14 protein-coding genes, 1 tRNA gene and 1 pseudogene are annotated in these 16,001 nt (G+C 45.0%); 8 read left to right on the top strand and 8 right to left on the bottom strand.

The genetic code is table 11. The annotated features are described in order from the left end of the window. Positions 1-11 precede the first annotated feature (11 nt). Positions 12-1,886 (top strand): cobaltochelatase subunit CobT, encoded by a 1,875-nt coding sequence (cobT, locus tag KFF44_RS00490; protein WP_255936184.1) that lies wholly within the window; start codon positions 12-14, stop codon positions 1,884-1,886. A gap of 4 nt (positions 1,887-1,890) precedes the next feature. Further along, on the top strand, positions 1,891-2,901 hold the full coding sequence (locus KFF44_RS00485; protein WP_255936182.1) for an esterase-like activity of phytase family protein: 1,011 nt from the start codon (positions 1,891-1,893) through the stop codon (positions 2,899-2,901). A 60-nt stretch (positions 2,902-2,961) separates the two neighbouring features. Here the strand turns inward: KFF44_RS00485 and rpmB are convergent, their stop codons facing one another. Together rpmB and KFF44_RS00475 are read right to left on the bottom strand one after the other, a co-directional pair. Next, on the bottom strand, positions 2,962-3,252 hold the full coding sequence (gene rpmB / locus KFF44_RS00480) for a 50S ribosomal protein L28 (protein WP_255936180.1): 291 nt from the start codon (positions 3,250-3,252) through the stop codon (positions 2,962-2,964). A 138-nt stretch (positions 3,253-3,390) separates the two neighbouring features. Continuing rightward, positions 3,391-4,275 carry a hypothetical protein gene (locus KFF44_RS00475; protein ID WP_255936179.1) on the bottom strand — a complete coding sequence of 295 codons (885 nt, stop codon included), beginning with the start codon at positions 4,273-4,275 and terminating at the stop codon, positions 3,391-3,393. Between the two features lie 269 nt (positions 4,276-4,544). On the opposite strand from KFF44_RS00475, the gene KFF44_RS00470 reads away from it, so the two are divergent. The 4 genes from KFF44_RS00470 (at position 4,545) to KFF44_RS00455 (ending at position 9,205) form a co-directional block, all read left to right on the top strand. After that, positions 4,545-7,436 (top strand): helicase-related protein, encoded by a 2,892-nt coding sequence (locus KFF44_RS00470; protein ID WP_255936178.1) that lies wholly within the window; start codon positions 4,545-4,547, stop codon positions 7,434-7,436. 8 nt (positions 7,437-7,444) lie between these two features. Continuing rightward, entirely contained in the window at positions 7,445-7,855 is a 411-nt protein-coding gene (locus tag KFF44_RS00465; protein WP_255936177.1) for an RNA-binding S4 domain-containing protein, read from the top strand. 150 nt (positions 7,856-8,005) lie between these two features. Beyond that, positions 8,006-8,341 (top strand): ferredoxin FdxA, encoded by a 336-nt coding sequence (fdxA, locus tag KFF44_RS00460; protein WP_255936176.1) that lies wholly within the window; start codon positions 8,006-8,008, stop codon positions 8,339-8,341. Positions 8,342-8,701: 360 nt separating this feature from the next. After that, positions 8,702-9,205, top strand: coding sequence for a CarD family transcriptional regulator (locus KFF44_RS00455; RefSeq protein ID WP_255936175.1), 504 nt, complete (start codon positions 8,702-8,704; stop codon positions 9,203-9,205). Between the two features lie 73 nt (positions 9,206-9,278). On the opposite strand, the gene KFF44_RS00450 is transcribed toward KFF44_RS00455, so the two are convergent. Beyond that, on the bottom strand, positions 9,279-10,055 hold the full coding sequence (locus tag KFF44_RS00450; protein WP_255936174.1) for a thermonuclease family protein: 777 nt from the start codon (positions 10,053-10,055) through the stop codon (positions 9,279-9,281). Positions 10,056-10,234: 179 nt separating this feature from the next. Between KFF44_RS00450 and KFF44_RS00445 the strand changes: the two genes are divergently transcribed. Both KFF44_RS00445 and KFF44_RS00440 read left to right on the top strand, forming a co-directional pair. After that, on the top strand, positions 10,235-10,750 hold the full coding sequence (locus KFF44_RS00445) for a peroxiredoxin (protein WP_255936173.1): 516 nt from the start codon (positions 10,235-10,237) through the stop codon (positions 10,748-10,750). 149 nt (positions 10,751-10,899) lie between these two features. Next, positions 10,900-10,976, top strand: a tRNA-Arg gene (locus KFF44_RS00440). A 44-nt stretch (positions 10,977-11,020) separates the two neighbouring features. Here the strand turns inward: KFF44_RS00440 and KFF44_RS00435 are convergent. From KFF44_RS00435 to pstC, 5 genes and pseudogenes are all read right to left on the bottom strand, one after another. Further along, complete coding sequence (locus tag KFF44_RS00435) at positions 11,021-12,259, bottom strand: TIGR03862 family flavoprotein (RefSeq protein ID WP_255936172.1); 1,239 nt, start codon at positions 12,257-12,259, stop codon at positions 11,021-11,023. Between the two features lie 65 nt (positions 12,260-12,324). Next, on the bottom strand, positions 12,325-13,029 hold the full coding sequence (gene phoU, locus KFF44_RS00430; RefSeq protein WP_255936171.1) for a phosphate signaling complex protein PhoU: 705 nt from the start codon (positions 13,027-13,029) through the stop codon (positions 12,325-12,327). A 20-nt stretch (positions 13,030-13,049) separates the two neighbouring features. Beyond that, positions 13,050-13,820 carry a phosphate ABC transporter ATP-binding protein PstB gene (pstB, locus tag KFF44_RS00425; protein ID WP_255938860.1) on the bottom strand — a complete coding sequence of 257 codons (771 nt, stop codon included), beginning with the start codon at positions 13,818-13,820 and terminating at the stop codon, positions 13,050-13,052. 26 nt (positions 13,821-13,846) lie between these two features. Continuing rightward, a complete protein-coding gene (gene pstA / locus KFF44_RS00420) occupies positions 13,847-15,085 on the bottom strand; it encodes a phosphate ABC transporter permease PstA (RefSeq protein WP_255936170.1) in 1,239 nt (412 codons plus the stop codon). Then, positions 15,078-15,968, bottom strand: a pseudogene (gene pstC, locus KFF44_RS00415) (phosphate ABC transporter permease subunit PstC); the annotation flags it as partial. The gene pstA and the pseudogene pstC, both read right to left, overlap by 8 nt. Positions 15,969-16,001: the final 33 nt, after the last annotated feature.

Genomic DNA, 16,001 nt, shown 5'->3' with positions numbered 1-16,001 from the left:
AAGGAACCAGCATGACCGACAAAACTGGTCAGAAGGATAAAGAAGATTTTGCGGTGGCTATGGCTGCCGCAACGCGCGCTGTTGCAAGCGACCGCGAACTCGAAGTGACATTCACAGCAGATGTATCAGGAATTGCCGCCAATCAAATCAGGTTGGCTCAATTGCCCCATAAGCCAAGCAAGCGTGATGTTGCGGAACTAAGAGGACAAGCGGACTCGCTCGCTCTTCGCAGTCGATATCACGATGGAAAGCTTCACCGTAAGTTAGCACCGGGGGGTACGCTAGCCCGCGATATTTATGATGCGGTTGAAGAAGCGAGGATTGAAGCGATCGGTGCGCGTCAAATGCATGGTATTCGCGGTAACCTTAATAGCCTGGTTGAAAAACGTGTCTTGGAATCGGGTATCAATCGACCCAGTTCGGATGAGAAAAGCAAGTTAGCAACGATCCTTGGCTTGCTGGCCAGAGAGCGCCTTACAGGGGAACAAGCCCCTGAAACAGCGCTTAGTATCGTTGAAGGACAGCGCAAGTGGATAGAGGACAGTATTGGTCAGTTCCTTGATCAGCTCGAAGATAAAATTGAGGACCAAAAGGGGCTATCTATTCTTAGCCGCACGATCATCGAAGCGCTTATTGGTAATGAACCAGGCGATGAGCTTGAGAGTGATGATGAAAACGAAGCCGATGATGCTCAGGGTGATGCGCCAGAAACACCAGAGGGTGACCCCGATAGCGATGAAGATGGTGGCGACGATGCTGATGGCGCTGATGGCGGCGAATCGAGTGAGGGGCCAGACACGGATGACGAAAGCAGTAGTGAAACTGCTGTAGAAGACCTAGATGATACTGAAGCCGAAGCCGGTGAAGGACAGCAGGAAGGGACGACACCTTGGCGGCCAAACCGCCCGATGGACCAAATGCCGGATTCGCCCTTTTATCAAATCTTTACAGAAGAGTTTGATGAGATCGTTCGGGCAGAAGAACTGTGTGATACCGAAGAGCTGGACCGCCTAAGAAAATACCTTGATCAACAAATGGCACATTTGTCTGGTGCTGTATCCAAGCTTGCCAATCGTTTACAAAGGCGGTTACTGGCGCAGCAGCGACTGCATTGGAACTTTGACTTGGAAGAAGGTGTTCTTGATGCCGGACGCCTTTCACGCGTTGTTACAAATCCGCTCTATCCGCTTTCTTATAAACTAGAGTCAGATACGGAGTTTAAGGATACGGTTGTTACGCTTCTGTTGGATAATTCCGGCTCCATGCGCGGACGGCCGATTTCAATCGCTGCAATTTCTGCGGATATACTTGCCCGTACGCTTGAACGCTGCGGTGTCAAAGTAGAAATTCTAGGGTTTACGACGAAAGCTTGGAAGGGCGGGTCGTCGCGCGATAAATGGCTTCAGGCTGGTCGTAGTAATGGCCCCGGAAGACTGAACGATTTGCGGCACATTGTTTATAAAACCGCTGATAGCCCTTGGCGGCGTGCGCGCCGAAACCTGGGTTTGATGATGCGTGAAGGCCTGCTGAAGGAAAACATTGATGGTGAAGCGCTTCTTTGGGCGCATCAGAGGTTGATTGCACGGCCTGAGGAAAGGCGTATCCTGATGGTGATTTCTGATGGGGCCCCCGTTGATGATAGTACATTATCGGTAAACACAGGTACGTATCTTGAAAATCATCTGAGACAAGTTATTGACTGGATTGAAAAAAGATCACCAGTTGAGTTGATCGCTATTGGTATTGGTCATGATGTGACGCGCTACTATGAGCGAGCGGTAACCATCCTTGATGCCGAGCAATTGGGCGGCGCCATGACAGACCAACTTGCCGAACTGTTTGAAGAAGAATTTAGGCCAAAGCACCAAATGCGCCGTAATGGATAGATCAATGCAGCATAGTTTTAAGTTACCCGTTCGTCTTTTATCCATATTGACAGCTATCGTTGTCTCATCCGTTACAGTGACTGCGGATGAGAAAAAGCCTGAATGGGGCGGACAAAAACACAAAATTACGGCACAGCCTCTTGCCTTAAATGAAGACAATCCCAAGCAGTTATCCGTTGGAAAATTGAGGTTTCTCAATGGATGGGCACTGACAAGCGACCACAAGCAGTTTGGTGGCCTTTCCGCACTTAGGGTGTTCGAAACGGATGCTAGTGATGTTTTCAAAATATTTTCCATCACCGATACAGGCCTTTGGCTTCGCGCGGATTTAGACCTGAATGCAAAAGCACCGTTTACAAATGCGACACTTCGGTGGCAGTCACCGAAATCCGAAGGCAGAGACGGTAAAGCAAAACAGGATTCCGAAAGCATTGTGAAGGTAGATGATGGTTGGCTCATAGGCTTTGAGCAAGATCATCGTATTTTGCATGTGACGGCCCCTGCGAAAAACACCAGACGTTCCAAAATAACGGATCAAATCGATTTTTCCGGCGTTGGTAAAAATGGTGGTGTTGAGGCAATGACCTTAATGCCAAATGGCGAAATATTGGCGTTTATGGAAAATGGCCGTGACCGCCAAGGTCGGTACAAGGCTTTTTTGGCAACTGAAACAACGTCCAAATTGCTGCATTTTAAACCAGCACCTAATTTTCACGCCACAGACGCGACCACACTTTCAAACGGCGATGTCTTGGTGATGACCCGCTTCTTTTCACCAATTGACGGCGTAGCGGCGAAACTTGTGCGGATTAAGGTCGCAGATATTGTCGAAGGCTCGACCTTGTCCGGCGAAGAATTGGCAACCTTCAGGCCACCCTTAACGGTCGATAATATGGAAGGGTTGGATGTCGTCGAATTACCGGATGGTCGCACGCTTGTTTTCATGCTGTCAGATGATAATTTTAGTTTTCTTCAACGAACGATCATGATGGTCTTTGAGTTAACGGACCAATAGGCAAAAGAAAACGCCAGCAAAATTGCTGACGTTTTAGAATTCTTAGATACAACGCTTACTTTATTTTGCAGCAGCTTGTTTTTTCTTGATTTCTTTTTTGATTTTCAAAGCATTTGCTGAAAGGTCAGCATCACGTGCTTTTAGAAGAAAATTATCGAGACCGTGGTTGTGCTCTACGCTTCTGAGCGCATGTGTAGATAGGCGGAATGAAACGGAGCGTCCAAGAGTTTCAGAAATCAAAGTTGCTTTAGTAAGGTTTGGTAGGAAACGACGACGAGTTCTGTTGTTTGCGTGAGAAACATTGTTACCAGTCATTACGCGTTTACCAGTGAGTTCGCATACACGAGCCATGATCTTTATCCTTCGTTTTTCTATCAGGAGCAAAGCCCTGAGAATCTTTATGATCTTTTACCTGCATCGCTTATTCGATTGCAGAACCGCGCGTATATGCGATTCGTCAAGAGCGGTCAAGCAAAACCAATTAATATTTTAATTGATTAACATAGACCATAGTTCACGTAATATTATTCCAACCCCTATTAATGCAATACCTAAAAGAATATTATTAACTTTGAAAATCGCTTTTAGTGATATTCGTTCATTATCGAGTTCACGCTTCATATCTGTAAGTTGGCTATTACGTGAATCCCGTTCTTCTTTAAGAGATTTTTCTCTAATGTCTTTTTCTTGCCGCAAACCATGAAGTAAATCACCAATTTGTTTACTGTGCTCTTCTAAATACCCCTCAAAATTGGTACGCCATTTTTGCTCGTCATCCATTAACGATTTCATTAACCTCAATTCTTTCGAAAGCTCGTCTACTTTTAAAACTAAATCTTTAGTACCTACAGGCTGGTAATTTTTAATAAGGTTTACGAGTTCATCAGGAAAATCATCAATAATTGTATCTGGAATATCGAATTCCATCTTCTCAACATCAGTTAAACGTTGAAATACTCCAGCTATTAATTTTCGACCAGGTTTAAGCAAAAATGGGGCAGAAGAAAAATTATATAGTCCAATCAAGAGGTGTCCTTGATATAATGGGTCTACACATAATCCACCTAAAATCTGCACGCCTTCATGACTTAATTTTCTTTTTGGGCTGAGTGTAATCATCACATCAGCAGATAAATTAATTCGTTCCTCTGTAAGTACAAAAACCACTTCACCCGGGTCGACGGCAACCTTACTACGTTCTAATGCGGGTAACTCTTGTAAATTAATTGGCCCACCAAGAGATGATTTTAGTATTCTGTTGCTTAACCGAAAATCATATTTGATGCCTTCTGCACAGTTTACATCTGCACTTTGTATTAGGTTTTTGTCGTTTATTTCTTTTTTTAGCTGCTCTTCAGAAAGAATAGACGCCAAAGTTTCCTCCCCAACATTTCGTTGCCCCGAATTCAAATCACACAAAATGTTGTACCGCATATTATCAAGCTTGTGAATCCCCATAATTTTCTCTTTAGACGTGTATTTTGAAATAAAAATATAGAACATATCATGAACAAATGCAAGCTATATCAATTTAAACCATTATAAATAAAGCTTATATAAATTTCTAAAAGTCTCAGCTTGGTGTTCGCTCATCTAATCTATATAGGATTAGGTCAGTGATAATTATCTGAAGTCAGTCTTTTATGGTTGGTGTTGTTAAAGCGGTTCTCGGGCCAACAAATACCGGAAAAACTCATTATGCTGTTGAGCGTATGCTTGCATACTCAAGCGGTGTTATGGGGTTCCCTTTACGGCTTTTAGCGCGCGAGGTCTATGACAAGGTTGTACGCGCCAAAGGCGAGCGTCAGGTGGCGCTTCTTACCGGTGAAGAACGTATCGTTCCTGAAGGCGCGAGATATTTCCTGTGCACGGCGGAAGCCATGCCGCGCCATGCGGCGGTTGACTTTGTCGCGGTTGATGAGGTGCAGATGGCTGCAGATCCGCAGCGCGGCCATGTTTTCACCGAGCATATGCTTCATACGCGCGGCCGCAATGAAACACTTCTTTTGGGCGCAGAGACAATGCGTTCGCTTATTCTGCGGCTTGTGCCAGAAGTGGAAATCCTGACACGCCCTCGTTTTTCAAAATTAACCCATATCAAACCGGCAAAATTGCATCGACTGCCGCGAAGAAGCGCTGTTGTTGGTTTTTCGGCAAGCGAAGTTTACGGCATGGCAGAATTGATGCGTCGTCAAAAGGGCGGCGCCGCTATTGTGATGGGGGCGCTATCGCCGCGAACGCGCAATTCACAGGTTGAGATGTACCAATCAGGGGAAGTTGATTATCTGATTGCTACAGACGCAATCGGGATGGGCCTGAATATGGATATTGGCCATGTTGCCTTTGGCTCGCTTCAGAAATTTGATGGGCGCTTGTTCCGAGACTTGCGTGCTTCAGAGGCCGCGCAGATTGCTGGCCGCGCCGGACGCTTTAAAAAAGACGGAACCTTTTCAACCCTTGGCGGCGGTATGGAGCCAATGGACCCGATGATGATTGCCCAGATTGAGGATCATCAATTCCAACCGGTCAAGCATATCTTTTGGCGTAATCATCGGCTTGATTTTAACACGATTAGCAGGCTCATTCGTTCGCTGGAGATGCCAGCGACAATGGAGGGCCTCCACAGGTCTCGCGACTCGGTAGATTTATTAGCGCTTAAGAAATTATCAGAAGATGAAGACATTCAAAATTGTGCAACAACACCAGCCGCTGTTCAGCAGTTATGGGATGTTTGTCAGATCCCGGACTTTAAAAAGCTGTCAATGGACGAGCATATCAGCCTTTTGAAGCGCATTTTCATGGATTTAATGGGTAAAGGCGGCGTTATTTCGCATGATTGGTTCACAAGACAGGTGAAGCGACTTGACAATACGCACGGTGATATAGATACCTTGGCGGCACGAATTGCGAGTATTCGCATCTGGACCTATGTTTCGCATCGAAAAGGCTGGCTTGAAGATGCGGCACACTGGGCCCATGTAACCCGCAGTGTAGAAGATAAATTATCTGACGCATTGCATGAAAGATTAACACAGCGGTTTGTGGATCGTCGGACGGCGGTCCTCATGCGCTCGCTCAGGCAAAAGGGTGAACTCAGCGTGAGCATAGATGAAAATACAAATCAGGTCTCGGTTGAAGGCCATGAAATTGGTGAACTTAATGGCTTTTCTTTCCGCGTGGAAGCAGGGGCTGCACGTGATGACCAGAAGACCCTGAAGGCTGCTGCCGAAACAGCGCTCAGGGCTGAACTTACGCGCCGGGCAAAACTTTTTGCAAACGTAGGCTTTAAAACTCTGGAGTTTGATTTTACTGAAGGACTTGCTTTTCCGAAAATTGTTTGGGAGGGTGCGCCTGTGGCAACAGTTCATCATTCTGGGGCTATGTTTGCGCCGCGCGTGAAGTTAGTTACCAATACGCTTCTTGAGGGCGAGAATGCTGAACTGGTTCAATCGAAAATTCAGGAATGGTTAGACACACGCATTGCTGAGAAGCTTGACCCGATTGTGCGCTTGGCACAAGAACTGAACGGTGAGATTGAAGCCCCCGAAGGCGCAGCACCACTCACGGGCCTTGCGCGCGGAATTGCGTATCGTCTTCTTGAAAATTACGGCGCTATGGCACGAACCGAGATTGATAACGATCTTCGGCAGATTGATCAGGAAGCGCGTAAGGGCTTGCGCAGGTTTGGTATCCGTATCGGCGCATCAAGTTTGTATATTCCGATCCTTTTGAAACCACATGCGACTGAACTTCGCCTGATGATGTGGGCAATGGAAAAGGAAATGTCTGCACTTCCGGGGATTCCGACACCTGGAATGGTTTGGACAGAGACCGAGGAAACGGCGCCAGATGCGTTTTATGAACTTGCAGGTTTCCGTGTTGCAGGCAAAAAAGCCGTTCGTATGGACATGCTGGAGCGTTTGGCCGATACCGTGAGGCCACTTGGGCAGGAACATGGCTGGTTTGAAGTAACCCCTGAGATTATGGGCCTTGTTGGACTGTCAGGTGAAGATTTTGCCAATGTTATGAAAGCTGCGGGCTATAATCATGAAGTTCGTATGGTTAAAGCGGAAGTCGCTGATAACACTGCTGCTGAAACAGCAGAAGAAACCACCAGCGTTACAGAAAACAGTGAAGCAGAAGCGGCAGAAACGCCGAAAGCAGAGGCAGCTTCCGGTGATGAAGTTTCAATTGCTGCCAAAGAAGAAACGCCTGAGAACGGCAATGAGGCTGTGGCAAATCAAGCTGAAGAGAGCGTTTCAGAAGAGGGCGAAGCTTCTAAGGATGACGAATTAACAGAGCGTTATTTCTTCAAGTGGATTTCCAAACGACGCGCGCCGCAAAAAACAGGCAAACCAAACCAGAAATTCACGAATAAAGGTAAAGGGGGTAAACCCCGTTCTGGTAAAGGCCAGAATAACAAGCAAGGTCGTCAAAATCAGAGTTTTAAACCTAAGAAGGAAAAAATTGCTGATCCTGACTCGCCGTTTGCGGCACTCGCTGGTCTTAAGGACGCTTTGTCCAATAAGAAATAATTGATATAATGGAAACGGGCACGTCATCAGACCAAATCAGACTTGATAAATGGCTGTGGTATGCCCGTTTTTTTAAAACACGTTCGCTTGCATCCAAAATCTGTAAAGCTCGTAAAATCCGCATCAATGGTATTGTCTCTTCCAAGGCAAGTGCTACCGTAAAGGTTGGGGATGTTCTGACTTTTCCTAAGGCCGATAAAATAAAAATTGTCAAAATAGAAGATATAGGACAACGGCGCGGCCCTGCGCCTGAGGCGCAGGCTTTATATACTGATCTAAGCGAGCCGGATCTTAGTGACCCTCAGAATAGTACCGAGAAAACAACTGATTATTCTAAGCCAGTGCGTGAACCGGGTTCTGGCCGTCCAACAAAAGCGGAACGAAGAGCAATCGATCGATTGATGGAGATCGACAGATAATAATAATCATTCGCACTTTCAATGACTTAGATGAGCTAAGAATAACAATATAGTTAGAAAAAATATATTGTCGTACCCTGTGAATTTAGGCATAAGGCGATAAAGCCTGAAGGCAATTAAACATTATCCAAGGAATATGAGGAAACTGCCATGACATACATTGTAACTGAAGCTTGCATTAAATGTAAGTATATGGACTGTGTTGAGGTATGCCCTGTTGACTGTTTCTATGAGGGTGAAAATATGCTCGTTATTAACCCGAACGAGTGTATTGATTGCGGCGTTTGCGAGCCTGAGTGCCCTGCTGAAGCGATTCTTCCTGATACTGAGGACGGTCTTGAGGAAATGCTTGAGTTGAACACAAAATATTCGGAAGAATGGCCAAATATTACAGTTAAAGGTGAACAACCTGCTGATGCCGATGATTGGAAAGACAAAGAAGGCAAGATGGAGCTGTTCTCTGCAAATCCAGGTGCAGGAAGTTAAGTTCTTAATATAAAAGAAAATTTAGCTTTTCTATTCTGAAAGGGTTAGCATGATTTGTTAGCCCTTTTTACTTTTTCCAGCCTAATTCATGTTTTTAGCCGTTTTGACTGTGAAAAAGGTTAAAATTATGTTACAATCGCCCTCGATTTAAGCATTTAATCAAGGTTTTTATAGCTTGTGTGCTTAAAGTGATGACGTTCTCATCAAGCCAAGCCATGTGGCGAGCCGTATTGTGTTTTTAATTTCGAAAACACTCAGGTTCGCTTTTTTATGGTGGCTGTCTCCGCTTAATTGCGGATAAGGCTGAACATTTATAAATGCTCTTGGCCTTTGGCAAACCAAGAAGGATAAAAGAATATTATGGCAAGCAAATCAGATAACCATCCTTTTGCAGTTGATGATTATATTGTTTACCCAAAGCACGGTGTTGGCCGGATTATCGAATTAGAAACCCAGGATATTGCAGGAATTTCATTAGAGCTTTATGTCATTCGTTTTGAAAAAGAACGCATGACACTTCGCGTTCCAACAAATAAAGCAGAATCAAGCGGGATGCGTCGTTTGTCGTCCTCGGCGACATTGAAAGAAGCCTTTACTACACTCAAAGGTAAAGCGCGTATTAAACGGACAATGTGGTCACGCCGCGCACAAGAATATGAAGCAAAGATCAATTCTGGTGATCTTGTCTCTATTGCAGAAGTTGTTCGTGACTTACACAGAAGTTCTGATCAGCCTGAGCAATCATACAGCGAACGTCAGATATATGAAGCAGCATTGGGCCGCCTTGCGCGTGAGCTTGCTGCTGTTGAGGAAATCGACGAAGAAGCAGCGATTGTAAGACTAGAAGCAGAACTTGCTGCTTGAAAGTCAGATACCATCGACGAATAATTAAAACCCCGCAAGGTATTATGCCTTACGGGGTTTACTTTTGTTGTAACTACTCTAGCTCTTTTACGATCGTTAGATGGGCTGGTGATAAGAGTTCCAACCTCGGCCCACCTTTATAATCAACCCAGCCTCTCACTTCGATTATGGTGTTTTCCAAGGTTAGAGGGTTTATATTTGTCTTTTCAAATAGTTTCAGGGTTTTTTCATCAATCTCAACTGTAAAATCACGGCGCCAGTTATCGCCAAAATTCAAATATATTGTCTTTCTGACTTTGGCGGCACTGGATACCGATCCGCGAACAAACAGAAATTGCCCGGTACGATTTGAGAGTAGTTTGATATTTTCTGCATTGATTGTTTGATAGGCATCAAGTTTCCATAATCCGAGCCTGTTTTCTCTTGCAACTCGTTCTGTTTTTTGAATTGCCTGATATTCAGGTGTATCAATAAAAGCGGACGAGGGATGTGGGTATAGAATGGCATGACCGGATTTAACCATTTCATACTGAACCCAAACTTTGTCTTCTCTCAGCACATGTGCCCGTACGACGGATCTATGATCCCTTGCCCTTTTATCGCAGTATAGCTTTAGGTTTTGACCTTGAAGAAGCTCATTTAAATATTCTCTTGAAACAGTTGCATGCGGCCATGATGTGTAAGCAGCAATATCTTCCCATAATTTGGGGGCAATAAGTAAATCGAGTGATACTTTCCCAATCTCTTCTGTCTTGAAGCTATCGCCGCTAATCGAATGAATTGATTTTGTCGAACCACATGCAGATAACCCGGAAGTGTCAAGCTCTTGAGCAGTGATTTGAAAGCTCATAAACATGAGTATCAAGCAGAGCATACTGGATTGGCGCAGACATTTCATTTCTATAACTTTACCTTGAATACGCTAAAAGTCTATTCATCGTTGACGCCGCGTCAGATCGGCATAGTATGAGCGATAATTTTCGTTGGCCTATAGTCAGGCTCTAACCCGCAATATTATGAGGTGATATCATGCAAATCCCCGCAGTTACGCTAAAAACCCGAGTTCGTGATGAAAGTATCGGTGGTGATAATCCATTTCGTTGGCAGGATGTAACGACTGACGATTTGTTCAAAGGCAAGAAAGTTGTGATTTTTGGCCTTCCCGGCGCTTTCACACCGACTTGTTCTTCCACGCACCTTCCGGGTTATGAAGAAAAATATGAAGAACTGAAGGCGCTCGGTGTTGATGACGTTATTTGCATAAGCGTAAACGATGCCTTCGTTATGTTTCAGTGGGGCAAACATATGGGCGTAGAGAAAGTGCGTTTACTTCCCGATGGCTCTGGCACGTTAACTTCACGCCTTGGTATGCTCGTGAAGAAAGACAACCTGGGCTTTGGCCTTCGGTCTTGGCGTTATTCTGCGCTTGTTGAAGACGGCAACATTACCAAAATGTTTGTAGAGCCCGGTCTTGATGATGATTTTGGCGCTGATCCATTTGAAGTATCAGACGTTGATACAATGCTTGCTCACCTCAAAGGTTAGTGAGTAAGCAATTTAGATATTGAATAAATCGAGCCGTTACACGAGAGCGGCTCGGTTTAATAGGCGATACAACCTTTTAATAGCTGCCTATGGTCATTTGTTAAACTGCTTGAGCGGTTGAAAGCATTAAGATATAGCATGATCGTTGTGGTCCCGTAGCTCAGTCGGATAGAGCACCAGATTCCTAATCTGGGGGCCGGTGGTTCGAATCCACCCGGGATCACCATTCTTTCAAAGCATATTTTTGCCCTTACACAGCTTATCAATGACCTATGGGTTTTGATTGTGTGTTTTGAGCCATTTTAGAACGCCTTCTGCTGCTTGTTTGCCTTGTGCCAGGCATGCGGTGATTAAGTAACCCCCGGTTGGAGCTTCCCAATCAATCATTTCTCCAGCACAGAATAGACCCGGTTTGTCTTTGACCATAAGGTTTTCATCAAGACCTGAAAAACACACGCCGCCAGCGCTACTTATGGCTTCTTCTATTGGTCTGGGTGTTTCCAATTTTATACGCGTGGATTTAATGGCTTTTGCAAGCGCCGGTATATCACCTGAGTGTAGTGTTTGTTTTGGCCGGCATTCATAAAGTAATGCGGATTTAACCCCTGCTATGCCAACAGACCGTTTTAGGTGCGTTGACATTGATTTTTTGCCGCGTGGTTTAGAGAGGGCTTTTGTAATATCCGCTTCTGAGCGATCAGGCGCCAGATCAAGTTCAAAATATGTATTTTGACCAGCTTGTAGTTTTTCCCGGGCAAAGCGCGAGAGTGTATATGTGGGACCACCCTCTACGCCGTAACTGGCGATCATCAAATCGCCTTGTGTGCAGTGTGTTTCGCCCCTATTATCTTTAATTGATACTTTGATATTTTTCACGGGTGTGCCAGCGAAATTGTCGATTAAATGTTTGCTCCAGTTAACAGTGAACCCACAGTTGGATGGCGCAAAATTGGTAACTTTAATATTGTGGTTTCTTAAGTAATCGCCCCAGTCTCCTGTACTACCAAGTTTTGGCCAGCTTGCGCCCCCAAGTGCGAGGATGGTGACGCCGTAGTCATGGAATTGATCGCCGTTTGGCGTGTTGAACACTAATTGCCCATCATTGTTCCAACCTGTCCAATGATGCCGCGTGAAGAGTTTTACCCTGCACATTTCGAGGCGCTTGATCCAGGCCCTCAATAAGGGTGATGCTTTCATTACTTTTGGAAAGACGCGACCAGAGCTGCCAACAAATGGCTCGTTACCTAACCCTTTCATCCAATTCTGTATATCGCCGGGTGAATGGCTCTTAATGGGTGCGCTTAAATATTTTTCATATTCATTATAGCGCGAAAGAAAAGCATCAAATGGTTCGTTGTGGGTGATGTTTAATCCCGATTTACCAGCCATCAGGAATTTGCGCGCAGGCGTTGGCATACGCTCAAAAATATCAACCTGATATCCATTTGAACCTAATATTTCCGCTGCCATTAATCCAGATGGCCCAGCGCCAATGATTGCAATTTTCACAGCTTTAATACTGCCTTATATTTTCTCTAAGAGCCTAAACGGTCGATGATTATTGAAACGAGTGGTTATGTAATGTTGCTTGTTTCATCTGCGTAGGGGTGACCCTCCTCGTAGGGGGCACCTTCCGCTACATAATAAATTTGCTCAGCAATATTTGTTGCATGGTCACCGATCCGCTCAATATTTTTAACGATGAACAGATAATGTGTGCAAATCGTGATGTTGCGAGGATCCTCCATCATATAGGTGAGGATTTCCCGAAACAAAGATGTGTAAAGTTGATCTACGCTTTCGTCCTGCGCAATCACATCCTTGGCGAGTTCACTGTTACGCTTACGATAGGCGTCTAATACATTGCTAATCATGTCCCCGACCATCCGACTGATATTTTCAATTGAACGCGACATGGAGGGCATGAAGGACGTGTTTGACAGTGTAATTGTGCGTTTTGCGATATTCTTGGAATAATCGCCCATACGTTCAAGGTCATTGGCGATTTTTAAGGAAGCAACAACAGCCCGCAAGTCAGCAGCCATCGGTTGCCTGAGAGCAAGCAACTGCGTGGCTTGTTGATTGATGTCTAATTCCAGCTGATCAATATTTTTATCTTCGGCAACTACATTTTGTGCCGTTTCAGCGTCGCTTCTGATAAGGCCAGAGACAGCATCCGACAATAACTGTTCAACGCGGCCACCCATTTCCGCGACCATCCGGTCGAGCGCTTCCAATTCATCATCATAGGCAGTTACAATATGTTGAGTTGTAACCATAATTCTATCTGCCTTTCTGATTAACCGATACGCCCTGTAATGTAGGCTTCGGTGCGTTTGTCATTCGGGTTGGTGAACAACGCGCCTGTTTCCCCTTTTTCTACCAGATCACCCTCATGAAAGAAAGCAGTATAGTCGGACACGCGGGCTGCTTGCTGCATAGAATGGGTTACGATCACAATCGTATAACGTTCTTTCAGTTCATGAATCAGCTCTTCAATTCTGGCTGTTGCGATAGGGTCCAGCGCAGAACAAGGCTCGTCCATCAAAATAACTTCCGGTGATATTGCGATTGCACGCGCAATACAAAGCCGCTGCTGCTGCCCTCCTGATAGGCTGGTGCCTGATGTGTCGAGGCGCCCCGCTACTTCTTCCCACAAACCTGCCCGTTCCAGACTGGTTTCTACAATAGCGTCTAACTCTTCCTTGTCTTTTGCGAGGCCATGAATTTTAACGCCGTATGCAACATTATCATAAATGGACTTTGGAAATGGATTTGGTTTTTGAAAAACCATACCGACCTTGCGCCTAAGCACTTCTACATCAACACTTGGGTCATAGATGTCATATCCGTCAAGGGTAATAGACCCTTCGACAGAACATGCACTGATCAGGTCGTTCATTCGGTTTATACACCGAAGAAATGTTGTCTTCCCGCAACCGGAAGGGCCGATCAATGATGTGACCTTGTTGCTTATAATATTCAAATCAATATTTTTAAGCGCAATATGGTCACCATATGAAACATCGACACCTTGTACGATAATTTTGGCATTAGCTTCTGCGGACATATCGGAAATGCCTTCGGTTTTTTGTGTTACCATTTTTTTTCTAACTTTTTACGCAGAATAATAGCGGTTAAATTCATAATAAGAAGGAAAACCAACAATACCAAAATAGCAGCGGCGGTTTTTTCTTCAAAACCTCGCTCAGGGCTTTCTGCCCATAGAAAGATTTGGACAGGCAGTACGCTGGCAGGGTCAAAAATTGTGTCAGGGGCCTCGACTATGAATGCCAGCATTCCGATCATCAATAAAGGTGCTGTTTCACCGAGTGCGCGCGCCATGCCCAGAATTGTACCCGTAAGCATTCCAGGGAGGGCGAGTGGTAGAACATGATGAAAGACAGTTTGTAATCGTGAGGCCCCGACACTGAACGCGGCCTCACGAATGGAAATGGGAACAGACTGCAGAGCAATCCGGCTTGTTATAATGATGATTGGCATGGTCATGAGCGCGAGAACCATTCCGCCAACAACAGCCGCTGATCGCGGTAAGCCGAAAAGGTTGAGAAACAGGGATAGCCCAAGAAGACCAAAAATGATTGATGGTACCGTTGCGAGGTTATTAATATTGACCTCAAGGAACATTGTATATTTATTTTTGGGTGCGAATTCTTCCAGATAAATAGCTGCTAAAATACCAATTCCAAAAGATAAAAACAGACAAACAAGCAGCATATATGCGGAACCAACAAGCGCGCTGCCTATGCCAGCCCGCTCAGGATCACGGCTATTCCCGCCAGTAAAAAATTCGAAGTTAAATCGCTCCCGAACTTGGCTATTGCTGCGCCAAAACTGTAGCCATTTTTTTTGGCGGTTGCTTAAGCGTTTGTTTTCATCACTGTCTTTTAAAGCGGATACCACTGTGTTGGAGAGAAGTACCCATACTTGGTAATTTTTGTTATCCGTCAGGTTTTTCTGACCTTCAATATGATGAATAATATCAATCTCAGTACCATCAACGACCATGCTGACCGCCTCACGAAGTGCGATCCGGTTCTCGACACCTTCAAGGTTCTGGCGCAACACATCGTGGAATAGTTGATAGGGTTGGTTCTGATATTGTTCATATTGGCTTTTTTCTACAGTCAAAGCTAACTCATGTACTGTGAAAGCACCGAAGCTCTTCAACGTGATCGCAATGATCAAAAAACCCAGAAAGGCAAGGCTTGATAAAACAGCAAGAAGGCCTAAAAGTTTGAAACGTTTTTCTGCACGGTAGCGCTTATCCAGTCCAGGAAGCGAAGCCATTGAAAGAGGATGATGTTTAGTCATAAGCTTCCTTATAACGTTTTACGATCCAGTTCCCTAAAATATTAAATGTGAGTGTAATAATAAAAAGCGTTAGTCCGAGTGCAAAGGCGACTAACGTTTTGGCGCTATCAAATTCCTGGTCCCCTGTAAGCGCCAGTACGATTTGAACTGTTACCGTGGTTACGGCTTCAAGGGGATTAAAACTTAACTGGGCTGCAAGGCCTGCCGCCATAACAACAATCATTGTTTCACCTACGGCTCGTGAGGCTGCTAATAACATACTCCCAGCAATACCAGGGAGAGCGGCTGGTAAAATCACTTGTCGAACGGTTTCGGATTTAGTTGCGCCGAGCCCAATCGAGCCTTCTTTTAATGATAACGGTACAGCAGAAATCACATCATCAGAAAGTGAGGACACAAGGGGTATAATCATCACTCCCATAACTATTCCTGCTGAGATTGCAGCTTCTGAAGCAACGTCCAATCCTATGGCAGAGCCGAGATTTCGAATAAAGGGTGCGATTACAATAGCAGCAAAGAAACCATAGACTACGGTTGGTACACCCGCCAATATCTCAAGTGCGGGTTTGATAAAGGCTCGTTTTCGCTCCCCTGCGTACTCTGCAAGGTAAATAGCGGAAAAAATACCGAAGGGCGCTGCTACACAGAGTGCGATGAAACTGATGAGGAACGTACCTACGAAGAGGGGGATAGCCCCAAATGCGCCAACGGACATTCCAGTCTCTGTTTGCAGGGCAGATTGAGGTTTCCATTCAAGCCCAAACAGAAAGTCGATAAAACTTACCTCGGCGAAAAAGCGTAGTGATTGAACGATCAAAGAAAAAATAATTCCAACCGTCACCAAAACTGCAATTGCGGACGATGTAATCAAGCAGGCTTTTACAAATATATTGAATACACGCTTGAGACTGTTGGA

It is taken from the genome of Kordiimonas sp. SCSIO 12610, assembly GCF_024398015.1.
In the GTDB taxonomy this organism is placed as follows: domain Bacteria; phylum Pseudomonadota; class Alphaproteobacteria; order Sphingomonadales; family Kordiimonadaceae; genus CANLMI01.
This window is presented reverse-complemented; position numbering and strand designations above follow the sequence as displayed.

Coding starts and splice junctions, on each gene's coding strand:
- KFF44_RS00485 (WP_255936182.1), top strand. CDS start 1,891: ATGCAGCATAGTTTTAAGTTACCCGTTCGTCTTTTATCCATATTGACA.
- KFF44_RS00470 (WP_255936178.1), top strand. CDS start 4,545: ATGGTTGGTGTTGTTAAAGCGGTTCTCGGGCCAACAAATACCGGAAAA.
- pstA (WP_255936170.1), bottom strand. CDS start 15,085: ATGACTAAACATCATCCTCTTTCAATGGCTTCGCTTCCTGGACTGGAT.
- KFF44_RS00445 (WP_255936173.1), top strand. CDS start 10,235: ATGCAAATCCCCGCAGTTACGCTAAAAACCCGAGTTCGTGATGAAAGT.
- pstB (WP_255938860.1), bottom strand. CDS start 13,820: ATGTCCGCAGAAGCTAATGCCAAAATTATCGTACAAGGTGTCGATGTT.
- KFF44_RS00450 (WP_255936174.1), bottom strand. CDS start 10,055: ATGAGCTTTCAAATCACTGCTCAAGAGCTTGACACTTCCGGGTTATCT.
- KFF44_RS00465 (WP_255936177.1), top strand. CDS start 7,445: ATGGAAACGGGCACGTCATCAGACCAAATCAGACTTGATAAATGGCTG.
- rpmB (WP_255936180.1), bottom strand. CDS start 3,252: ATGGCTCGTGTATGCGAACTCACTGGTAAACGCGTAATGACTGGTAAC.
- fdxA (WP_255936176.1), top strand. CDS start 8,006: ATGACATACATTGTAACTGAAGCTTGCATTAAATGTAAGTATATGGAC.
- phoU (WP_255936171.1), bottom strand. CDS start 13,029: ATGGTTACAACTCAACATATTGTAACTGCCTATGATGATGAATTGGAA.
- KFF44_RS00455 (WP_255936175.1), top strand. CDS start 8,702: ATGGCAAGCAAATCAGATAACCATCCTTTTGCAGTTGATGATTATATT.
- cobT (WP_255936184.1), top strand. CDS start 12: ATGACCGACAAAACTGGTCAGAAGGATAAAGAAGATTTTGCGGTGGCT.